The organism is Sphingomonas albertensis (genome assembly GCF_014358075.1).
GTDB lineage: Bacteria > Pseudomonadota > Alphaproteobacteria > Sphingomonadales > Sphingomonadaceae > Sphingomonas > Sphingomonas albertensis.
The window spans coordinates 1-21951 of the sequence record NZ_JACONT010000054.1 but is presented as its reverse complement, the minus strand read 5'-3'; the positions used below and the strand labels follow the sequence as shown (position 1 = coordinate 21951).

Below are 21951 nucleotides of genomic sequence, written 5' to 3'. Positions count from 1 at the left end.
CAGCATCTGGTTTTTTGCGACCTCAGCAACCAGACCGTGTGGCCGTCCGCTGCGGTGACACCCCTCTAGGGCCACCTCCCAAACCCGTCAAATGCTTTTTTACAGTTTCAGGTCAGTTTTTCGGGTTTTCGGGGCTCGCACCCTCACAGCGCCCTCCCTGCCCCGTCGGCACAAGCGCGCTGGTCACCGTGCCGCGTGCAAGACGCATCGCAGGCCGAGATCCGAGATCATTGCAAATGGATACGGGAGGCTCCGCATCGCAGCCCGCCACGACGCGATCGGTCAACTGCCGGTATCCTTGGCGACGAGCGCTTCGAACGCTTCGATGGGCAGAGGGGTGTGAAATTGGCAACCGGCGGTGAAATCGTCGGCCCACATCACATCGGCGACGACCTGGCCGATCTCCGGCAGGTTGAGCCAGATGCTGGTACCGCGCCTGAGCGCCGAATAGGTTTGGAGCCGTACGCCGTGTACGGAAATATCGATAACCCTGCACAGGGCCCGGCCCGTCTTGCCGATGCCGGCGTCGAGCGAGATCGGTGCGCGCGGCGCGCGGCGCCGGCTGGTGCGTTCTGCGGGTTCGAATTCGGCGGCGAACATAAGGCCCTCGTCCTTGCGAGGAGCAGCTTGGTCGCCGGCACTTAAAGTCGCGTTAAGGAATACCCCCGGAACGAATTAAATCGAACCCGTTCCGGGGGTTAACTCGTATTACTTGCGGAGCGTGATGCCACCACCGAAACGCTTGTTGAAGCGCGCGACCTGGCCACCGGTGTCGAGCATCGTGCCGCGGCCACCGGTCCATGCCGGATGCGCGAGCGGATCGATCTCGAGCGTCATCACATCGCCTTCCTTACCCCAGGTGGTGCGAGTCTGGTACTTGCTGCCATCCGTCATCTGAACGGTGATCATGTGATAATCGGGGTGCGTGTCGGCCTTCATGGGAATTCTCCGGTAGGTGGCTGGTTCCGACCAGCCTGAAAGGAAGGCGCGCCCGTACACGGACGCGCCCGATTTTACAAGAATGCGTGCTTCGACGCGATTCAGGCCTTGGGCGGGTCGGCGATCATCGCCGTGAAGTTCGCCTCGGCCACCAATTGCCCGTCGACGAGGGCGCGGCCGGCAAACTTGCAAACCGCGCTACGCTTCTGGACGAACGTGACTTCCAGTTTAAGCAAAACGCCCGGCTCGACCGGCTTGCGGAACTTCGCCCCGTCTATCGCCATGAAATAGACGAGCTTGCCCGAGCCGGCGAGACCCAGCGACTCGACCGCGAGAATCCCAGCCGCCTGTGCCATCGCCTCGACGATCAGCACGCCCGGCATGATCGGGCGCCCAGGGAAATGCCCCTGGAAGAACTGCTCGTTCATCGACACCGCCTTGATCGCGGTGATCGACGTGTCGAGGATCAGATCCTCGACACGATCGACCAGCAGCATCGGGTAGCGATGCGGCAACGCGGCCATGACGCGCCCGATATCGAGCGGGCCCATGCCTTTTTCCACAGTATCGTTCACGGTCTCGGTCATCGGTGTGGCTTAGCGACCCTGCGGGGTGCGCGTCGCGGCAGGTGCACGCGCGGCTGCGGCGGGTGCGGCGCCCTGCTGCTGCTGGCCGCCCTGGTTCGGCTGCCAGTTCGCCGGCACGGCGGTGCTGACCGACGGCACCAGACGATCGAGCTCGGTGGTGATCGCGGCCGTGATATCGGCGGTCGGCTGTGCGAACAGCGCGGCCTCCGGACGCAACAACAGGCTGACGTTCTTCGCGCGAACGGCAGCGGTCACGGCGTCGCTCAGCTTCGCCTGGATCTGCTCGATCGCATATTGCTGCGCGCGCTGAGCGGGCTGCGTCAGACGAGCGAGTTCCTGGTTGGCCGCGTTTTCACGCGCCTGGATCGCCTGAGCCTGCGGACGCAACGTGGCTTCGGTCGCGCCGGGTGCACGCTGTGCGGTCTGGAACGCGGTGACCAGCGGCTGGAGCTCGCGAGCCACGGCCTGACGACGAGTCTCGGCCTGGTCGAGCTGCGCCTTGTAGGTTGTCTCGATCTGGGCGCGCGCGGCGTTCCAGGCCTTCGAGTTGGCGATCGCGCCCTGCGCGTCGGCGACGGCGATGCCCGAAACCTGTGCGTCGGCAGCGGTCGCGGTCATTGCAGCCGGCGCGACGAGCGCTGCGGCGAGGAGAAGCGTCTTGAACGTCGTCATCAGAACTGTGTCCCTACGTTGAAAGTAATGAGCTTGGGGTCGTCACCCTTCTGGGTGAGCAAGGCTTTGGCGAGGTCGATGCGGAGCGGGCCGAACGGCGAGTTCCAGTTGACGCCGATACCCACCGACAGACGGGGCTTGGCCGAGTTGCCGAGGAAGCTTTCGACGAAAGGCGTCTGTTCGGTCAAGGCACGCGGATTGGCAGCTGTGCCGATACACGCGCCCGCCGCATCCGGAGAACCGGCCGCGCAGGTCGTGTTGGCCGTGACCGGCGCACCGGTCGTGTCGGTCGTCGTGTATGTATAGAGCGCCGCACCCGCGGAATTGACCGATGGCGTGAAGGTCGATCCGACATATTCCTTGCCCGTGGTCGGATCGATCAAAGTCGGGAACGTCGCCGACGGCAGCGGCCTGGTGATACCGAACAGGCTGCCGACCTGCGCGTAGATCGACGGCCGCAAGCCGAGCTCGCGGGCGCCGGAGCCCAACGGGATCTCGATTTCCGCACGCGCCAGGTAATAGGCACGCCCACCAAGCGCATCGTCCTGGATCGAATTGCGGTCGGTCGCGAGAACCTGGGTCGGTGTTCCATTGCTATAGGCTGCGCGCAGAATGCGCGGCCCGACGCCGCGGATGTCGAAGCCGCGGAACTGCGGTTCACCCAGATAGAAGCGATCGGTAATCCGGACGGCGTCCGAGCCTGCCCTGCGCGCCTTCTCGAGCGGATGAATATAGCCGCCTTCGGCGATGATCGAGCCGATGAACCCGCTGCCGAGGTTCTGGTACTTGGACCCTTCGAAACGAGTCCGGATGTACTTCACGTCGCCGCCGAGGCCGGCAAAGTCCTGGCTGAACGAGAAGCGCGAACCGGCCGTCGGCCGCAAGCGACTGTTGAGATTGTCGCGGCTGAGCGAATAGCCGACCGAGGACGTCCAGCGATTGCCGATCGCGTCGCACAGATAGCGTCCTGCCACGAGCACGTTGCACGAGCCATCGGCGTTCAGGAACTGGTTGTCGAGACCGACCTCGTCATAGGACAGGCCATAGCGCGCCGATAGCGACCAGAACTCGGTGAGCGGCACGCCGGTACGAAGCTGGAAACCAGTTGAGACCTGCGAATAGTTGGTCTGTCGATCATTGCCGACGAAGTTAAACGAATTATAATCGCGCCGGAAGATATCACCACCGAGCGCGATGTTCTTGTCGAACAGGTATGGCTCGGTGAAGCCCAGCTCGATCGACTTCGAATAGCTCGAATAATTGACGCCCGCGCGCAGTTCCTGGCCCTTGCCGCGAAAGTTGCGCTGCGTGATGTTCGCCTGGACGATGAAGCGTTCAAGGCTGGAATAGCCCGCCGACAGCTGCAACTCGCCGGTCGACTTCTCTTCGAGGTTGGTCTCGAGGATCACGCGGTCCGGCGCCGAGCCCGGCAGCTGCTTGATCTCCATCTTGTCCTGGAAATAGCCCAGCGAGTTGATGCGATCCTGCGAGCGCTTCACCTGGAAGCTGTTGAACGCGTCGCCCTCGGCCAGACGAATCTCGCGGCGGACGACCTTGTCCTGCGTCTGCGTGTTGCCGTTGATCTCGATCCGCTCGACATAGGTCCGCTTGGCTTCGGCGATGTTGAAATTAATCCCCATCGTCAGCGTGTCGGAATCCTTGGCGAACTCCGGGTTCACCTCGGTGAACGCATAGCCGAACAGGCCCGCGGTCTGGCTCAGATTGTCGACCGAATCCTCGACCAGCTTCGCATTGTACCAATCGCCCTTCTTGAGCGGCAGCGAGGCGGCAAGCTTGGTGTTGTCGAAGTCGCGAATCTGGCTGTCGACGGTGACGTCGCCGAACTTGTAGCGCTTACCTTCTTCCACCACGTACGTGATGATGAAGTCCTTCTTGTCCGGCGTCAGCTCGGCAACTGCGGACGTCACGCGGAAATCGGCATAGCCCTGCGTCAGGTAGAACTGGCGGAGCTTCTGCTGATCGTAGGACAGGCGATCCTGATCGTAGCTGGTCGCCGACGAGAGCAGGCGGAACAGGCGGGCTTGCTTGGTCGCCATCTGACCGCGGATCTGGTCGTCGGAGAACACCTCGTTGCCGAGGATGTTGATCTGCCGGACCTTCGATTTCGGCCCCTCGCTCACGACGAAGACGACGTCGACGCGGTTCTGATCGAGATTGACCATCTTCGGATCGATGACGGCGCCGAAGCGGCCCTGGCGACGGTATAGTTCGATGATCCGCGCGATATCCTGGCGGACCGCGGTGCGCGTGAAGATCTGGCGCGGCGCGAGCTTGATCTCTTTCGTGATCTTGTCGCTTTTCAGCGCCTTGTTGCCCTCGATGATCACGCGGTTGATGATCGGGTTTTCGCGCACGCGGAGAACGATGTTGCCGTCCTCGACACCCGCGATCGAGTAATCCGCGAACAGGTCGCTCGCCTGCAGGTCCTTCAGTGCCTGATCGAGCGTCTCCGCGGTGTACGGGATGCCGACGCGCAGCTTGGTGTAGGACAGCACCGTCTCGGCCTCGATGCGCTGCGATCCCTCGACGCGCAGAGTCTTTATCGTTCGCACGGATACCGGCGCGGCGACGGGCGTTACACCCACGACCGGAGCAGCCGTCGTCGACTGCCGGCCCGACGAAGGGCTTGGCGCAGGAGTCGCCCCCGGAGTCGCGGAGCCAGCCGGCACGGTCTGTGCCAGCGCGGGAACGCCCGACAGGATCGTTCCTGCAAGCAGCAGGGCGCCCTTGCGCGCGAAATCGTAACCGTTGATCGCTGTCACCAAACCCACCTTAAAAACGTGCACATACAAGGCGCGCCCGCCCTGCCCTATCGTGGTCAGCCGATCAAGCCGGCCAGATTCTTCCACAGCCCGAAATTGCCGAGATCGTTGAAGGTCACGAGCAGCATCAGCGCGAGGATCGCCGCGAGGCCGCCACGAAACGCCCATTCCTGAACCTGCGGCTCGACCGGGCGCCTGCGCACCGCTTCGATCGCATAGAAGAACAAGTGACCGCCATCCAGCATCGGCACTGGCAGCAGGTTGATGAACCCCAGATTGATCGAGACCAGGGCGATCAGGAACACATAGGCGTCGAGCCCGAGCGACATCTGTTCGCCCGACACCTTGGCGATGCTAAGCGGCCCGCCGAGTTCCTTGACCGAGCGGCGCCCGGTGATGACCTGGCTCAGCGTCTCGACCATCATCGAGACGATCTCACCGGTGCGCTTCACCGCGATCACCGGGGCTTCGATCAGGCTGACAGGGACGATCACGGGCTTGCTGCCGGCGATGCCGAGGCGGCCGATCTTGTATTCGTTGCCGAAGCGATCGCGCTGCAATTCTGTGCCGATTACGAGATCGCGCGATACCGTCTGGCCACCGCGCACTGCGTCGATCTGCGTACGCTCGCCGGCGCGGATGCGCGCGAAGCGGGCGAGATCGTCGAACGTCTCGACCGACCGTCCGCCGATCGCGGTGATCCGGTCGCCGACCTGCAATCCGGCCGCAGCCGCGGCGCTGCCGGGCACCGTGCCACCGACGACAGGCGGCATGCGGATGTCGCCATACGCGAAGGCGAAACCGGCGAGGATCAGGATCGCGACGACGAAATTCACGACCGGGCCGGCGGCGACCACGATCGCGCGCTGCCATACCGGCTTCGACTGGAAGGTGCGCTGGCGTTCTTCGGCGGGCAGCGACAACCATTCGGCCGAGGGCTGGCTGGCCGGGTTCATATCGCCTGCGAACTTCACATAGCCGCCAAGTGGCAGCCAGCCGAACTTCCAGCGGGTCCCGCGCTTGTCGGTAAAGCCTGCGATCTCGCGACCGAAGCCGACCGCGAAAGCATCCGCCTTGATCCCGAAATAGCGTCCGGCGAGGTAATGGCCCATCTCGTGCACGAACACGAGCGGTCCGATCACCAGGACGAACGACAATATCGTCAGCAGGATACCGGGTGTTTCGATCAAACCGCGCAATCCTTCACACGTACACCCGCTAATACCCGCGCCTCGGTGTCGATCGCCAATACGGCATCGACGCTGTCCGGCGCGGCCGGGTCGTAACAGGATAACGTATGTTCGACGATTGCGGCAATTTCGAGGAAACAAATGCGGCGCTTGAGGAAGGCCTCGACCGCGACCTCGTTGGCGGCATTGAGAATCGCCGGCCGCGCCCCGCCTGCGTCCAATGCCTCACGCGCGAGTCGCAGCGCCGGGAAGCGTACCGGATCGGGCGCTTCGAACTCGAGTCGGCCGATCGCGACAAGGTCGAGCGGGGCCATCGGCGTAGCCATCCGATCCGGCCAGGCGAGTGTATGCGCGATCGGCGTCCGCATGTCGGGGGGACCCAGCTGCGCGAGAACCGAGCCGTCGACATAATCGACCAGGCTGTGAACCACCGATTGCGGGTGGATCACGATCTCGATCCGGTCATGCGGGATCGGGAACAGCCGCGCGGCCTCGATCAGCTCGAGGCCCTTGTTCATGCAGGTTGCCGAATCGACCGAGATCTTTGCGCCCATCGACCAGTTGGGATGCTTGACCGCCTGTTCGAGCGTCACGCCGCGCATCTGCTCGGTCGTCCAGTCGCGAAACGGCCCACCGCTGCAGGTCAGGATGATGCGGCGGACGCCTTCGGGGCGGCTCGCGTCGAAGCACTGGAAGATCGCGTTGTGCTCGGAATCAGCAGGCAGCAGCGTCGCGCCGGTTCGCCGGGCCGCGGCAAGGATGACGTCACCGGCGGAGACCAGCGGCTCCTTGTTGGCGATCACGACGGTGCCGCCCTGCTCGATCGCTGCCATCACCGGCTTCAGGCCGGCACAGCCGACGATCGCGCCCATTGTCCAGTCCGCACCCGATGACGCCGCCTCGACGATAGCCTCAGAGCCACCGCCCGCGCGGATCCCCGTACCGGCCAGCGCTTCACGGAGTTCGGGCAAGCACCCCTCGTCCGCCACTACGGCAAACTCCGCGTTGGTCCGGATCGCGGCCGCAGCGAGCTTCGCCACGTCGCAGTTAGCGGTCAGCGCGACGACGCGGAAGCGGTCGGGTTCACGTTCGATCAGGTCGAGCGTCGAGGTGCCAACTGAGCCGGTCGCCCCCAAAATCGTGACGGTCTTCATGCGTAGAAGTGCGGCAACAGGACGAGGAACGCCGCGACCGGCGCGACCGGGACCAGGCCGTCGAGGCGATCCATGACGCCACCATGCCCCGGCAGGATGTTGCCGCTGTCCTTCACGCCTGCCACCCTCTTCAACCAACTCTCGTAAAGATCGCCCATCTGCGCGAGCACGGCGAGCACCGGCGTTGCCAGCGTCATCCGCATCGGCAGGCCGTATTGCGTGTGCAGCACCGCCGCGACCGCGCTCGCCAGCACGACGCCACCGATCAGCCCCGACCATGTCTTGTTCGGGCTGATCACCGGCGCGAGCTTGGGCCCGCCCAGCGTCCGCCCGGTAAAGAACGCGCCGATATCGCACGCCCACACCAGCGACAGCGCCCACAGCGTGTAGAGGATGCCCTCGTCCTGCCGCCGGATGACCATCAGTGCGAGCACGGGGAGGCCGCAATAGACGATGCCGAGCGCTAGCTTGGGTTTGCGCGTCGTGATGACGACGAAGAACGCGGCACCCGCGAGCAGCCCCAGCGTGAAGAAATCATGGACGACGAGGATCAGCGACGCCGGCGCCATCAGCGCGAGCGGCACCGACAGCGCGAACTGCGTCATCCGCTTGGTCTTGGCGTCGACGCCCTGGAGCATCGACCATTCCGCCATCATGAACAGCGCCGCAAGGATGCCCAGCAACCAGAACGCGATCCCGCCGAGCGTCAGCGCGATACTGGCGACGACGATCATGCCGACGCTGGCGATCATCCGAAGCTTGAGATTGGACGGCGTTCGCAGCGCCTGGTCGGGCGCCTTCGCGGGGTCTGGCAGGGTCGTCAAAGGGCCACTCCAAACCAACAAGTGTTCCCCGGCGAACGCGGGGTTCCAGGGTCACGCACGCTGGCATCCATGGCTCCTGGGCCCCCGCGTTCGCGAGGGAACAGGAAATTCACAGACCACCGTAGCGGCGCTGGCGTTGGCCGAACGCCGCGACAGCATCAGCAAGCGCTGCCCCATCGAAGTCGGGCCATAGCGTGTCGACGAACAGCAGCTCGGCATAAGCCGCCTGCCACAACAGAAAATTCGACAGGCGTTGCTCTCCCGAGGTGCGGATCATCAGGTCGAGCGGCGGCAGATCGTGCGTGTCGAGTTCGGCCTCGATCGTGCCGACGTCGATGCTGGCAGGATCGAGCGTACCGTCACGGGCGCGTTCGGCGAGACGGCGTGCCGCGCCGACCAGTTCGGCATGCGCGCCGTAGTTGAGCGCGATCGCGAGGATCGGGCCGGTGTTGCTTGCGGTCCGCGCGATCGCGTCGTCGACCATCGCCACCAGATCGGGCGAAAAGCTGTGATAGTCGCCGATCACGCGTAGCCGGACGTTCTCACGCGCGAGTTCGTCGAGGTCGCTGCGGATGAAATGGCGGAGCAACCCCATCAGGTCGCTGACTTCCTCGGCCGGCCGGCGCCAGTTCTCCGACGAGAACGCGTAGAGCGTCAGCGCCTCGATCCCCATCGCCCGCGCCGCCCGCGTCACTTTCCGCACGGCCTCGACGCCAGCCTTGTGCCCGGCGAAGCGCGGCAGGAACCGCTTCTTCGCCCAGCGACCATTGCCGTCCATGATGATCGCGACATGGCGCGGGACTGCTCCGCCCGACGGGACGGCAGCCAGCGGCGCGGTCGAAGGAGCCCCAGCCGAAGCCCCGGCCGAGGCCCCGGTTGAAGCGGCGCCGAACGCCCTCACTTGCCCAGGATTTCCTTTTCCTTGGCGGTCGCGGTCGCGTCGAGCTCGGCGACGATGCCGTCGGTCAGCTTCTGCACTTCGGTCTCATGACGCTTGCGCTCGTCCTCGCTGAACACGCCCTTCTTCTCGTCGGTCTTGAGCGAATCCATGCCGTCGCGACGCACGTTACGGACCGCGATGCGCGCCTTCTCGGCATATTGCCCGGCCAGCTTGGCGAGCTCCTTGCGGCGCTCTTCGGTCAGATCCGGGATCGGCAGGCGCAGCGTCTGGCCGTCGACGATCGGGTTGAGGCCGAGGCCGGCCGAACGGATCGCCTTGTCGGTCGGGCCGACGTTCGACTTGTCCCAGACCTGCACCGACAGCATCCGCGGCTCGGGCGCCGAGACGGTCGCGACCTGGTTCAGCGGCATCGACGATCCGTACACCGTCACCATCACCGGATCGAGCAACGCGGTCGACGCGCGACCCGTCCGCAGTCCTGCGAGATCGCTCTTCAGCGCTTCGACGGCACCCGCCATGCGGCGCTCGAGGTCGGTCTTGTCATATGCGGCCATCTTAAAGCTCCTGCTCGTTCTGGACGATCGTCGACACGCCATCACCCGCCAGCACCGCGGCGAGATTGCCGGGTTCGCGGATGTTGAAGACGACGATCGGGATATTGTTGTCGCGGCACAGCGCGATCGCGCTCGCGTCCATGACCTTGAGGTCGTCGGACAGCACGCGGCTGTACGACACCGTTTCGTAGCGCACCGCGTCGGGGTGCGTCTTCGGGTCGGCGTTGTAGACGCCGTCGACCGAGGTGCCCTTGAACAAAGCGTCGCACTTCATCTCGGCAGCACGCAGCGCGGCGCCCGAATCGGTGGTGAAATAGGGGCTGCCGACACCTGCCGCGAAGATCACGACGCGACCCTTTTCGAGGTGACGCTCGGCGCGGCGGCGAATGAACGGCTCGCACACCGACGCCATCGGGATCGCCGACTGGACGCGCGTGTCGACGCCGATCTGCTCCAGCGCGTTCTGCACGGCGAGCGCGTTCATGACGGTCGCGAGCATGCCCATGTAATCGCCAGTCGCGCGGTCCATGCCGCGTGCTGCGCCGGCCATGCCGCGGAAGATGTTGCCGCCACCGACGACGATGCAGATCTCGTAGCCTCGGGCTTTGATGTCGGCGATCTCCTGCGCGACGCGCGCGGTAACCTCGGTGTCGATCGACAAGCCGGAGGTGCCCATCAGGACTTCGCCCGACAGTTTCAGCAGGATACGGTTGTAGCGCGGAGGCGTCATAAATCTCGAATTGTGATTGGCGGGGCGGCGCGGACCTTAGGCGGCGAGGCCCGGGATGTGAAGCGCTGTGCGGCGCGTGCATCGAAACTGGGTGGAGATGAGACGGAAAACGGGCTGGGCTGGGTCTAGCTGCTCGTCATTCTCCCAGGGTGCGGAGGAAGTGTCATGGCTGGCCAATCTGGAATCAACGACGCCGACGACGACGCCTCCCCGGCGGAGGCCGGGGTCCAGTTGGCAAGGTCGATGTAATTGAAGACGCCCCGTCGTCACCTTCGTCTTCCACCTGGACCCCGGCCTTCGCCGGGGAGGCGTTGAGGCCAGGGACAGTCTGGCCGATGTGACCTGATGTCACCGCCTCGAAGGTTTACCGATGGATGACTTGCAGCCCCCTGGATGCCCGAACGAGCCCGGCATAACGGAGGATGCCTATCCTTCTCCCCTCGGGGAGAAGGTGGCCCGGCAGGGCCGGATGAGGGGGCGTGAGGTTCGAGACCTCGCCACCCCCCTCACCCTTCCCACTCGACAAGAGCCGAGCGGGCCCCTTCCCTCTCCCCGAAGGGGCGAGGGAAAAGGATAGCTTACGCCTGGGGCACGCCCGAAGCAGCAGCAACCTCGGCTGCGAAGTCGGACTGCTCCTTCTCGATGCCTTCGCCGAGCTGGAAGCGGACATAGTCCACCAGCTTGATCTCGGCGCCCGCGTCCTTGCCGGCCTTGGCAACGACGTCGGAGATCTTGGTCTTGCCGTCCATCACGAACAGCTGGCTGACCAGGGCGTGCTCCTTGCGGTACTTGGCGATGCCGCCCTCGACCATCTTGGCGATGATGTCCGCAGGCTTGCCCGACTCGGCGGCCTTCTCGGTCGCGATCGCGCGCTCGCGCTCGATCTCGGACTCGTCGAGGTCGGCTTCGTTGAGCGCCTTGGGGAACGCGGCTGCGATGTGCATCGCAAGCTGCTTGCCGAGCGCCTGGAGAACCTCGTCCGAAGCCTCCGACTCAAGCGCGACGAGCACGCCGATCTTGCCGAGGCCGGGAGCGGCCGCGTTGTGGATGTACGGAACGACCGCACCCTTGCTGACTTCCAGCGTGCGCGAGCGGCGCAGCGACTGGTTCTCGCCGATCGTCGCGACGTTGTTCGTCAGGACTTCCTCGACGGTCTTGCCCGATGGCATCGCCTGCGACTTCAGCGCCTCGATGTCGCCACCGGTTGCAAGCGCGATCTGCGTGACGTCACGGACGAACGACTGGAACTGGTCGTTCTTCGCGACGAAATCGGTCTCCGAGTTCACTTCGACCGCTGCGCCCTTGGTGCCCGACACGGCGACGCCGACCAGACCCTCGGCCGCGGTACGGCTGGACTTCTTGGCGGCGGCTGCGAGCCCCTTGGTGCGCAGCCAATCCATTGCCTGCTCCATGTCGCCGGCGTTCTCGCTCAGCGCCTTCTTGCAATCCATCATGCCCGCGCCGCTCTTCTCGCGCAGATCCTTGACCATCGCTGCCGTGATATCGGCCATGTCTCTAATCCTTTTTTGGTCTGAATATGGTTGCGGGCGAGGCAGAGCTTTCGCCCTACCCCGCCCGCATGACGGTTCGGCGACGACGCTTATGCGTCGATCTGGCGCTCACCCTCGGCTGCGAATTCTGCAGCGGTATCGGCATTCGCGGTTACCTGCGCCGTTTCGGCGGTTGCTTCGACGGTCGGCTCTGCGATGGCCTCTTCCTTCGGCGGCTCGATCATCGCGCCGATGTCGGCACCGGTGCGGCGCTGCTGCTCCTGGCCGCCGCGCGTCGCTGCGATCGCGATCGCCTCGCAGTACAGGCGGATGGCGCGGGCTGCGTCGTCGTTCGCGGGAACCGGGAAGGCGATGCCGTCAGGCGACACGTTCGAATCGAGGATCGCGACGACGGGGATACCCAGCGTGTTCGCTTCCTTGATCGCCAGCTCTTCCTTGTTCGCGTCGATCACGAACATCACGTCGGGAATGCCGCCCATGTCGCGGATGCCGCCGAGCGAAAGCTCGAGCTTGTCCTTCTCGCGGGTGAGCTGAAGGACTTCCTTCTTGGTCAGGCCGACAGTGTCGCCCGACAGCATTTCCTCGAGCGTCTTGAGACGCTTGATCGAACCCGAGATGGTCTTCCAGTTGGTGAGCATGCCGCCCAACCAGCGATGGTTGACGAAGTGCTGACCCGAACGACGCGCTGCGTCTGCGACGGGCTCCTGCGCCTGGCGCTTGGTGCCGACGAACAGGACCTTGCCACCACCGGCAACCGCCGACGAGACGAATTCGAGTGCGCGCGCGAACAGCGGCACGGTCTGCGAGAGGTCGAGGATGTGGACGCCGTTACGATCACCGAAGATGTAAGGCTTCATCTTGGGGTTCCACCGATGAGTCTGGTGGCCGAAATGCGCGCCCGTTTCGATGAGCTGCTGCATGGAGACGACTGGAGCCGCCATAGGGATATATCCTTCCGGTTGTGCCTCTGGGAAGCGGATGACGTCGTGGCCAAATGACCGTGACGCACCGGGCTATGATGCCTCCCATGCGGGGTTAGAGGCGCGGCCCTTAGCGTGACTTTATTTGAAAAGCAATCGCACAAGGCCCGCTTGACTCATGGAACGCAATGAGAACATAAAGGGCTCAGAGGGGAACAGATGTTCGACTCGGCGCAGAATCACCCCGGTAGGACGGGATTCGAAATGCGACGAATGGAACGATGTTTCTGACCAAGTGTTTGCGGATATTAAGAATTTGTTCGCAACTCATAGGAAGGCGGACGTGATGTTGGTTCTGAGCTTCATGGTTTTTGCTGGTGCATTCGCGGTCGCGGGCACGATGATCGTCTCGTCGATCGCGCCGCAGTGGGACCGCATCCTTCGTCTCGCGATGGGCAACGTAGAGCCCGCGTTCCAGCCACTCCGCACTTTGGCCGTCGCGGAGCGCCGGATCGCGGTCAGGCGCTGGGCTTCGACGTCGGCTCCGGTGCCCGCCCGCCGCTGGAACGCTGCCGCCTGATATTGGCGTAACTCGCGATGCTGAACGGCATCGAGAGCAGGTACAGCACGCAGATGATGCTGAGCGTATGCCACGGCGCGCTCACTATCGCGGCGCCGAGCAACACGACGAGCGCGATAGCTTCGAACCGGATGTTGCTGCGGAGTTTGACCGAACTCCACGAGTAGGTCGCGATGCTGGACACCATCAGGAGCGCGACGAACGCGACCCACGGTGCGACGAAATAGGGCGACGCGAATTTCGGTTCGTCGGTCCAGAACCAGAAGAACATCGGCATCAGCGCTAGACCAGCGCCGGCGGGGGCCGGTACGCCGGTCAGGAAGCCGGCCGATTTGTGCGGCTGATGGCTCTCGTCGATCTTGGCATTGAAGCGCGCCAGACGCAGTGCGCAGAACACCGCGAAGATCAGCGAGCAGATCCAGCCTACACGCGGCAGCGCGGCCAGCGACCACAGATAGACGATCAACGCAGGCGCAACGCCGAACGAGATCGCGTCGGACAATGAGTCCAGTTCGGCGCCGAACCGGCTTTCGCCGTGCAGCATGCGCGCGATCCGGCCGTCGAGCCCGTCGAGCACGCCGGCGACCATGATCATCGCGACGGCGCTTTGCCATTCGCCGCCAATCGCAAATCGCACGCCGCTAAGGCCTGAGCACAATGCCAGTGCGGTTACGGCATTGGGCGCGACCGCACGCAGCGGAAGGCCGCGCGGCGCCCGGCGGGTGCGACCGAACTTTCCGCGACTGCGTGCGTCAGTCGAACCGTCATCGATATCGTCGCGGTCGATCATTGCGCGACACCACCGACCGGAACACCACCGACGCGACCGAGCACGGTCTCGCCTGCAATGCTGCGCTGGCCGAGGCAGACCTGCGGTACGACATGATCGGGCAGGTACACGTCGACGCGGCTGCCGAACCGGATCAGCCCGATGCGCTGGCCGGCCGCAACCATGTCGCCGGCCTTCACGAAGCCCAGGATACGCCGTGCCACCAGGCCGGCGATCTGCGTAAAGCCGACCCGCATGCCATGACGGTCCTCGACCACGAAATGCTGGCGCTCGTTCTCGTCGCTGGCCTTGTCCAGGTCGGCGTTAAGGAACTTGCCCGAGATATAAACGACTTGGCGGATAGTCCCGGCGATCGGCGTGCGATTGATATGCACGTCGAACACCGACATGAAGATCGAGATGCGGACCAGCGGCGCGTCGCCGAGACCGTTCTCACCGGCCAGCTCACGCGGGATGGGAACGCGCTGGATCATCGTGATCAGGCCATCGGCGGGGGCGACGATCAGCCCCTCTCCCTGCGGTGTCGTGCGGATCGGATCGCGGAAGAACGTCGCGACCCAGATCACGACGCCGACCATCGGCCAGAACAGCACGTGGCTGAAAACCGTCAGCAACAGCGTGATGCCGGTCGCGATCGCGACGTATTTGTGGCCCTCCGGGTGGACTGCGGGAAATCGCCATTTGACCGTGGAGGTCGTGACGGGCGGCTTGTCGAGCGATGCCATAACCGGCGGGTCTATCCGTGCCGGACGTGCGATACAACGATGAACCGGCTTTTCCTTGCCGCACCAACGGTTGGCCAGTGGTTGCCCAACGGTTGATCGCCGCGCCGCGCTCCCCTAGACGCTCCCCAAACCCCTCCCCCGAAGGACCCGGATATGGCGAAGATCAAGGTTAAGAATCCGATCGTGGAGATCGACGGCGACGAGATGACCCGGATCATCTGGGAATGGATCCGCGAGCGCCTGATCAAGCCGTATCTCGATATCCAGCTCGATTATTACGATCTCGGCGTCGAGCATCGCGACGCGACCGACGACCAGGTCACGATCGACAGCGCGCTCGCTACGCAGAAGCACGGCGTCGCGGTCAAGTGCGCGACGATCACGCCCGACGAGCAGCGCGTGACCGAGTTCGGCCTGAAGAAAATGTGGAAGTCGCCGAACGGCACAATCCGCAACATCCTCGGCGGCACCATCTTCCGCGAGCCGATCGTGATCAAGAACGTCCCCCGCCTGATCCCGGGCTGGACGCACCCGATCGTCGTCGGCCGTCACGCATTCGGCGATCAGTACCGCGCGACCGACTATCTAGTCCCCGGCCCCGGCAAGCTGCGCCTCGTTTTCGAAGGCGACGACGGCACGGTCATCGACCGCGAGGTGTTCCAGTTCCCGTCGGCGGGCGTCGCGATGGCGATGTACAACCTCGACGATTCGATCCGCGATTTCGCGCGCGCATCGATGCATTACGGCCTCAACCTGAAGTGGCCGGTGTATCTGTCGACCAAGAACACGATCCTCAAGGCCTATGACGGCCGCTTCAAGGATCTGTTCGCCGAGGTGTTCGAGGCCGAGTTCAAGGATAAGTTCAAGGAAGCCGGCATCGTCTACGAGCATCGCCTGATCGACGACATGGTCGCATCGGCGCTCAAGTGGAACGGCGAGTTCGTCTGGGCCTGCAAGAACTATGACGGCGACGTTCAGTCGGACCAGGTCGCGCAGGGATTCGGGTCGCTCGGCCTGATGACCTCGATCCTGCTGACCCCGGACGGCAAGACGGTCGAGGCAGAGGCGGCGCACGGCACCGTCACGCGCCACTTCCGCATGCACGAGCAGGGCAAGGCGACCTCGACCAACCCGATCGCGTCGATTTTCGCGTGGACCGGTGGCCTGAAGTATCGCGGCAAGTTCGACGATACGCCCGACGTGACGAAGTTCGCCGAGACGCTCGAGCGCGTCTGCGTCCAGACGGTCGAGAACGGCCACATGACCAAGGATCTCGCGATCCTGATCGGCCCCGACCAGCCCTGGATGACGACCGAGCAGTTCTTCGAGCAGGTGCGGTCCAACCTCGAAGCCGAAATGGCCAACTGGGCCTGATCTGGCACCCCCGCTCCCGGAAAACGGGGGCGGGGTTTTCTCGGATACTGCCCCTACCCCCTCGTCATCCTGACGAAAGTCAGGACCCAGAGCCAAAACCGTCAGCGTCTGTAACCCTGGGTCCTGACTTTCGTCAGGATGACGGAGTGGGTGGGGGATGCCTTTCAAACCCAAACACCGCACCGCCCCCCCCCAACACGACACCACGGGTGACAATTCCGTCATGCGTCCCCTAAGGTCGCACGCATGGCATTACGGCTCGACAATCAAGGTTTCAGCGACGCGCTCGTCATTCTTGGCGCGGCCGGGCTCGTCATCCCCGCGTTCGCACGGTTCCGCGTCAGCCCGGTCATCGGTTTCATCCTGGTCGGCCTGCTGGTCGGCCCCGCCGGGCTAGGCTCGCTCACCGGCTCCGCGCCGTGGCTCTATTATCTGACCATCTCGAACCCGGAGTCGATCGAGCCGTTCGCCGAGTTCGGGATCATCCTCCTGCTGTTCTCGATCGGCCTCGAACTTTCGTTCAAGCGACTGTGGTCGATGAAGCGGCTGGTGTTCGGCACCGGCGCGGCCGAACTGATCGGCTCGGCGCTGATCATCGGCGTGGCGTTGCACTTCATCGGCCAGGAATGGGCGGGCGCGATCGGGCTCGGGTTCGCGCTTGCGCTGTCATCGACGGCGCTGGTCTTGCCGCTCGTCGGCACCACCGGCGCGGTCGGCCGCGGGGCGTTTGCGATGCTGCTGTTCGAGGATCTGGCGCTCGTGCCGATTATCTTCGTGCTCGGTGCGCTGGCGCCGACAGCGAGTGCGGACGGCTGGTCGAACATCGCCGGTGTCGCGCTGCGCGGCGGGCTGACCGTCGTCGCAATGTATATCGGCGGGCGGGTGGTCCTGCCCCGGCTGTTCGGGCAGGCCGCGCGCACCAAGAGTCCTGAGCTGTTCCTGGCCGCGTCGCTGCTGGTGGTAATCGTCGCGAGCGTCGCGACAACGGCCGCCGGGCTGTCGCCGATCGTCGGCGCGCTGCTGGCGGGGTTGCTAATCGCCGAGACCGAATATCACAGCGAGGTCGAGGTCATCACCGCGCCGTTCAAGGGGCTCGCGCTAGGTGTGTTCCTGATCACCGTCGGCATGAGTCTCGATCTCCGGCTGATCGCGCAGAACTGGCCGTCGTTGCTGCTTGCCGTGACGGGCGTGGTGGCGACCAAGGCGATCGTGACGTTCCTGTTCCTGCGCGTCGCCAATTCGCGGCGCGGCGTTGCGGCGGAGACGGGGCTGCTGATGGGCAGCCCGTCGGAAACGACGCTGATCGTGCTCGCAACCGCGGCTCAGGCGCAATTGATCCTGCCCTCCACCGCGTCGTTCTGGCAGACCGTCACTGCGATCGGCCTGACGATCACGCCGCTGCTGGCCAAGCTCGGTCGAACCGTCTCGCGTCAACTGGAAAGCCGGTCGGGTGCCGATGCCGGGGATATCGAGATCGACGATGATGGGCCGGGAACCGTCGTGATCGGCTTTGGTCGCGTGGGCCGGATGGTGGCGGACATGCTGGCAGTCCACGGACAGAAGTACGTTGCCGTGGAGGCGGATATCGATTCCGTCGAAGCCGCGCGGGCGCAAGGGCATCCGGTGCTGTTCGGCGACGTGGCGCGTGCTGAACTGGTCGATCGGCTGAAGCTGCATACCGCCAAGGCGTTGATCCTGACGATGGACGATCCGGTGCTGACGGTCCGGCTGGCGCGGCGGGTTCGGGCTTTGGCGCCGGATTTGCCGATCGTGGCGCGTGCACGGGATACGGCGCACGCAGCGGAGTTGTACCGGGCTGGCGTGACGGATGCGGTGCCGGAGACGCTGGAGAGTTCGTTGCAACTGGCGGAGGCGGTGCTGGTCGATCTTGGGGTGGCGATGGGGCCGGTGATCGCTTCGATCCACGAGAAGCGGGATGAGCTTCGGCAGGAGATCAAGAAGGCGGCGGACATGATTGCCGAGCCGCGGATTCGGAAGGCGAAGCGGACGCCTCGGGCGGTTTGATCTTCCCCGTTTCGCAAAAGGTTTGTTCTCCCGCGAAGGCGGGAGTCCAGTCTGGGCCCCCGCCTTCGCGGGGGAACAGGCTTTGGGTAGTTCCTGAAGCGCCCCCCCCGGCGAAGGCCGGGGCCCAGTTGGAAAGGTGGTCGTAACGGGGCGCCGTCCGCTATTAGCTCTGTTTCCCAACTGGGCCCCGGCCTTCGCCGGGGTGGTGGCTGCCTTGTGATGACCCTGCGTGCGCCCCTCTTGCCCCACTGGGAGAGGGAGAGGCGAAAAGAAGGTTAGGGAGGGTTAGGCCAACTTGCGGTAGATTCAGGCGGCCATCACGCCTTCTCGGCTCTTCATAAGTGGTTGTATTCGTTGACCGAATGCCTCAACACCTTCGAGAAAATCGTCGAAGGTCAGCAACACGCCGCCGGTGTTGGGAACCGCGGCCATCTCGTCGAGCATGCGCGCGACGCTTTCGTACGAGCCTACCAATGTGCCCATGTTGATGTTCACCGCGCCCTCGGGGGCGGCGAGTTGGCGGACGTTGGTGTCCTTGTTGTGCGTGTCCTTGGTGCCCTGGTCGATCAACCAAGCGATCGCGTCGACGTCGACGCCGGCGTTGTAGTGCTGCCATTTCGCCATCGCCTCGTCGTCGGTTTCGGCGGCGATGATCATGATCAGGACGAAGATCTGCACGTCGCGGCCGGTTTTCGCGGTCGCTACGGCCAGCCGCTCGTTGTTGAACGCGAAGGCGGTCGGGGTGTTGACGCCCTTCCCTAGGCAGAACGCGTAGTCGGCCCATTTCGCCGAGAACGCCAAGCCGTCGTCAGAGGAGCCGGCGCAGATGATCTTCATGTCGCCGGTCGGCTTGGGCCAGACGCGGCAGTCGGTCATCTGGTAATAGTCGCCCTTGAAGTCGGACGTGCCCTCCTCCCACAGTTCGCGGAGGATGTGGGCGTATTCGTCGAGCATCTTGTAGCGATTGCGGAAATGTTCGTCGCCGGGCCACATTCCCATCTGCGTATATTCGGGCGGCTGCCAGCCGGTGATGAGGTTGAGGCCGAACCGCCCGTGGCTGATCGAATCGATCGTGTTGCACATCCGCGCGGCGTAGGCGGGCGGCACGAGCAGCGTCGCGCAGGTCGCGTAGATCTTGATCTTCTCGGTGACGGCGGCGAGGCCGGCCATCAGCGTGAAGCTCTCCAGCCCGTAGTCCCAGAATTCGGTCTTGCCGCCGAACCCGCGCAGCTTGATCATCGACAGCAGGAAGTCGAGACCGTGCTTCTCTGCGGACTGCGCGATCGCCTTGTTGAGGTCGAAGCTTGGTTTGTACTGCGGCGCGTTCTCGCTGATCAGCCAGCCGTTGTTGTTGATGGGAACGAAGACGCCGACCTGCATATGCCGCTCCTATTCGCCGTCGAGCCAGTCGAGCAGCCACAAATTGAAATGCTCCGCACGCGTCACGTTGCAGGCATGCGCGCCCGCCGCCATCCGAGCAAACTGCGCGCCGGGGATGCCCGCAGCAAGCTTTTCGGACGCGGACGGCGGCACGAGCATGTCGTCGTCGGACGCGACCAGCAGCGTCGGCACGCGAATCTCGTCGAGCCGGCCGGCGATGTTGAACCTGCGGACGGCCGCGACTCGCCGCTGGATCATTTCCGCGCCGGGGAAATGCGCGAGCATGTCCTCCTCCTCGTCCTGAAGCCGGTCATGATGGTCGGAAATCCATTGCGGCGGGTAGAGGAACAGCGGTTGTGCGTGGAGATACGCGCGCGGGCCGCTGTCGCTCAGCAACGCGAGCCGCGTGTCGAAGCAGCGCGCGGTGTGCGGGTCGAGCTTGGCCCAGCCGTTGATGACGACGAGGCGGTCGAGGTGTTCGGGCGCGGCCAGGGCGAGCGCGAGGCCGATATGGCCACCGAGCGCGTGGCCGATGAAGGTGCAGCGGTCGAGCCCGATCGAGTCCATCAGCGCGACGACGTCGGCGGCCATCGCCTCGACGGTCAGGTCGCCGGGGACGTGGCGGTCGGAGCGGCCGGTGCCGCGGTGGTCGTAGGTGATGACCCGGTAGCCGGCGCCGAGGGCGGCGAGGTTCGGCTGCCAGTAGCTGCCCGAACCGCCGAGGCCGCTCGACAAGAGGATCGCGGGGCCGTCGGGCTGGCCGTGCTCTTCCCAGTGGATGCCGCCCGCGATTGCCATCAGGCGAGGTGGGCTATGCTGGCGATCTCGACCAAACACTCGGGCTTCACGAGGTCTGTCTTGATGCAGTAGCGCGCGGGTTTGGGGCCGGGGAAATACTCGGCGTACACGCTGTTGAAGGCGGCGTAGTCGGCGAGGTCCTTGAGGAAGATGTGGTTGAAGGCGACATCGGCGAGTGTCGCGCCGGCGGCTTCCAGCGTGGTCTTGATGGTGTCGAGAACGGTCCGCGTCTGCGCGGCGGCATCGCCGGGGTGGAGGACTGTGCCGCCTTCGCCCAGCGCGAGTACGCCCGAGACGTAGACCGTGTTGCCGGCTTTCGCGGCGGCGGAATAGGGCGCGATCGGGGTCGGGAACTGGGGTGGGTTGATGGCTTCGAACGGCATCGTCATCCTTTCAGGTCATCACCATTCCCCCGCGAAGGCGGGGGTCCAGGGTCGCAGGCGTCATCGTTCGCGATTCCTGGGACAAGGCGTTCGCGAGGGAACAGAAGGGTGCCGGTCACTTCGGCAACTGCCCGAACGAGCCACAGAAATCGCCGACCGTGCTGACCCAGCCGAAGAACTTCTCGATATTGTAGACGGTCGCCGACTGCATCTCGGGCGGGCCGAGATGGTGTGTCGCGTCCTCCAGCATCACGCCGAAATACTCGAGGTGGAAGCCGTCGCGCAGCGTGCTCTCGACGCAGACGTTGGTGGCGATGCCGACGAAGACGATATTGCGGATGCCGCGCGAGCGTAAAATGCTGTCGAGCTGTGAGTTAAAGAACGCGCTGTAGCGGGTTTTATGGACGCGGATGTCGCCGGGTTGGGGTTTTAGCGCGTCGACGATCTCGTAGTCCCAGCCGCCACGGGCGAGGAACTGGCCGTGAAGTTCGGGGCGGGCGCGCATGGTCTTGAGCGCGTTGGACTTGTGCCAATTGGGCGAGCCGGGGCCGCCGGCCTCGACATAGTCGGGGTCCCAGCCGTTCTGGAGGAACACGACCGGCATTTTTGCTGCGCGGGCGGTGACGAGGACCTTGGCGATCTGGGCGATCGTGGCAGCCGAGCCTGCGATGTCGAAGCCGGCCGTGTCCACATAGCCGCCGGGGGAGGCGTAGGCGTTCTGCATGTCGATCACGACGACGGCGGTTTCGGCGGGGTCGAGGCGGAGCGCTTCCGGCCGGGCGGGCAGCGTGACGGCGTTGGCCTCGTTCGCGCCGGTTCGGATGATCGGAGGGGCCGCTGTCATGTGCACAAGCTGCCGGATCGTAGGAATTGTGCAAGTGCGAAATGAATTGGGGGTGGGGGGCGCAACGGCACCTCCTGCTAGGCAGACATCTTGTTTCCCCGCGAAGGCGGGGCAGCCTGGGCTCCCGCCTTCGCGGGAGAACAAGGGGCGCGGGCCGGTGGGCATTTCACGAGTCGATGGGAAATGCGCTCCGTTGTTGCGTGGCGCGCTTTCTCCCCTCCCTGGAAGGGAGGGGTTGGGGGTGGGTCGGGTTCCGCATGTTCAGACGTTCGGGCTCAGGCGGGCCG

22 protein-coding genes are annotated in these 21951 nt (G+C 64.6%); 3 read left to right on the top strand and 19 right to left on the bottom strand.

The features are described from left to right. Positions 1–282: 282 nt before the first annotated feature. The 13 genes from H8S47_RS17445 to rpsB form a co-directional block, all read right to left on the bottom strand. A complete protein-coding gene (locus H8S47_RS17445; protein ID WP_187505048.1) occupies positions 283–600 on the bottom strand; it encodes a PilZ domain-containing protein in 318 nt (105 codons plus the stop codon). A 108-nt stretch (positions 601–708) separates the two neighbouring features. Next, positions 709–939: a 50S ribosomal protein L31 gene (gene rpmE / locus H8S47_RS17440; protein WP_187505047.1), complete on the bottom strand. Its 231-nt coding sequence runs from the start codon at positions 937–939 to the stop codon at positions 709–711. Between the two features lie 101 nt (positions 940–1040). After that, a complete protein-coding gene (gene fabZ, locus H8S47_RS17435) occupies positions 1041–1490 on the bottom strand; it encodes a 3-hydroxyacyl-ACP dehydratase FabZ (protein WP_187505050.1) in 450 nt (149 codons plus the stop codon). A 45-nt stretch (positions 1491–1535) separates the two neighbouring features. Next, complete coding sequence (locus H8S47_RS17430; RefSeq protein WP_187505046.1) at positions 1536–2198, bottom strand: OmpH family outer membrane protein; 663 nt, start codon at positions 2196–2198, stop codon at positions 1536–1538. Beyond that, a complete protein-coding gene (gene bamA / locus H8S47_RS17425) occupies positions 2198–4984 on the bottom strand; it encodes an outer membrane protein assembly factor BamA (RefSeq protein WP_235983027.1) in 2787 nt (928 codons plus the stop codon). Before bamA ends, H8S47_RS17430 begins: the two co-directional genes overlap by 1 nt. Before the next feature lie 53 nt (positions 4985–5037). Further along, positions 5038–6171, bottom strand: a complete 1134-nt coding sequence (gene rseP, locus H8S47_RS17420) for an RIP metalloprotease RseP (protein ID WP_187505044.1) — start codon at positions 6169–6171, stop codon at positions 5038–5040. Next, positions 6168–7325: a 1-deoxy-D-xylulose-5-phosphate reductoisomerase gene (locus tag H8S47_RS17415; RefSeq protein WP_187505043.1), complete on the bottom strand. Its 1158-nt coding sequence runs from the start codon at positions 7323–7325 to the stop codon at positions 6168–6170. The genes rseP and H8S47_RS17415 overlap by 4 nt, the downstream gene beginning before the upstream one ends. Continuing rightward, complete coding sequence (locus H8S47_RS17410; protein ID WP_187505049.1) at positions 7322–8077, bottom strand: phosphatidate cytidylyltransferase; 756 nt, start codon at positions 8075–8077, stop codon at positions 7322–7324. Before H8S47_RS17410 ends, H8S47_RS17415 begins: the two co-directional genes overlap by 4 nt. A 181-nt stretch (positions 8078–8258) precedes the next feature. Then, entirely contained in the window at positions 8259–8978 is a 720-nt protein-coding gene (locus tag H8S47_RS17405) for an isoprenyl transferase (protein WP_214655156.1), read from the bottom strand. 68 nt (positions 8979–9046) lie between these two features. Next, entirely contained in the window at positions 9047–9604 is a 558-nt protein-coding gene (gene frr, locus H8S47_RS17400; protein WP_187505041.1) for a ribosome recycling factor, read from the bottom strand. Between the two features lies 1 nt (position 9605). Beyond that, positions 9606–10334 carry a UMP kinase gene (gene pyrH / locus H8S47_RS17395; protein WP_060527372.1) on the bottom strand — a complete coding sequence of 243 codons (729 nt, stop codon included), beginning with the start codon at positions 10332–10334 and terminating at the stop codon, positions 9606–9608. 578 nt (positions 10335–10912) lie between these two features. Then, positions 10913–11845, bottom strand: coding sequence for a translation elongation factor Ts (gene tsf / locus H8S47_RS17390; protein WP_056055945.1), 933 nt, complete (start codon positions 11843–11845; stop codon positions 10913–10915). An 89-nt stretch (positions 11846–11934) separates the two neighbouring features. Continuing rightward, complete coding sequence (gene rpsB, locus H8S47_RS17385) at positions 11935–12786, bottom strand: 30S ribosomal protein S2 (protein WP_187505040.1); 852 nt, start codon at positions 12784–12786, stop codon at positions 11935–11937. 325 nt (positions 12787–13111) lie between these two features. Here rpsB and H8S47_RS17380 point away from each other — a divergent pair, with 325 nt between their 5' ends. Further along, positions 13112–13345: a hypothetical protein gene (locus H8S47_RS17380; RefSeq protein ID WP_235983024.1), complete on the top strand. Its 234-nt coding sequence runs from the start codon at positions 13112–13114 to the stop codon at positions 13343–13345. On the opposite strand, the gene H8S47_RS17375 is transcribed toward H8S47_RS17380, so the two are convergent. Both H8S47_RS17375 and H8S47_RS17370 read right to left on the bottom strand, forming a co-directional pair. Then, a complete protein-coding gene (locus H8S47_RS17375; RefSeq protein ID WP_187505038.1) occupies positions 13284–14135 on the bottom strand; it encodes a CDP-alcohol phosphatidyltransferase family protein in 852 nt (283 codons plus the stop codon). The two genes, H8S47_RS17380 and H8S47_RS17375, sit on opposite strands and share 62 nt — an antisense overlap. Next, positions 14132–14860 carry a phosphatidylserine decarboxylase gene (locus H8S47_RS17370; protein ID WP_187505037.1) on the bottom strand — a complete coding sequence of 243 codons (729 nt, stop codon included), beginning with the start codon at positions 14858–14860 and terminating at the stop codon, positions 14132–14134. Before H8S47_RS17370 ends, H8S47_RS17375 begins: the two co-directional genes overlap by 4 nt. Positions 14861–15013: 153 nt before the next feature. Here H8S47_RS17370 and H8S47_RS17365 point away from each other — a divergent pair, with 153 nt between their 5' ends. Both H8S47_RS17365 and H8S47_RS17360 read left to right on the top strand, forming a co-directional pair. Further along, complete coding sequence (locus H8S47_RS17365) at positions 15014–16234, top strand: NADP-dependent isocitrate dehydrogenase (RefSeq protein ID WP_187505036.1); 1221 nt, start codon at positions 15014–15016, stop codon at positions 16232–16234. Positions 16235–16480: 246 nt separating this feature from the next. Beyond that, entirely contained in the window at positions 16481–18259 is a 1779-nt protein-coding gene (locus H8S47_RS17360) for a cation:proton antiporter domain-containing protein (protein WP_187505035.1), read from the top strand. Positions 18260–18565: 306 nt separating this feature from the next. Here the strand turns inward: H8S47_RS17360 and rutA are convergent, their stop codons facing one another. From rutA to rutB, 4 genes are all read right to left on the bottom strand, one after another. Further along, entirely contained in the window at positions 18566–19639 is a 1074-nt protein-coding gene (gene rutA, locus H8S47_RS17355; protein ID WP_187505034.1) for a pyrimidine utilization protein A, read from the bottom strand. A gap of 9 nt (positions 19640–19648) precedes the next feature. Then, entirely contained in the window at positions 19649–20437 is a 789-nt protein-coding gene (rutD, locus tag H8S47_RS17350; protein ID WP_187505033.1) for a pyrimidine utilization protein D, read from the bottom strand. Next, entirely contained in the window at positions 20437–20820 is a 384-nt protein-coding gene (gene rutC / locus H8S47_RS17345) for a pyrimidine utilization protein C (RefSeq protein WP_187505032.1), read from the bottom strand. The genes rutD and rutC overlap by 1 nt, the downstream gene beginning before the upstream one ends. Before the next feature lie 115 nt (positions 20821–20935). After that, complete coding sequence (rutB, locus tag H8S47_RS17340) at positions 20936–21664, bottom strand: pyrimidine utilization protein B (RefSeq protein WP_187505031.1); 729 nt, start codon at positions 21662–21664, stop codon at positions 20936–20938. Between the last annotated feature and the right edge of the window lie 287 nt (positions 21665–21951).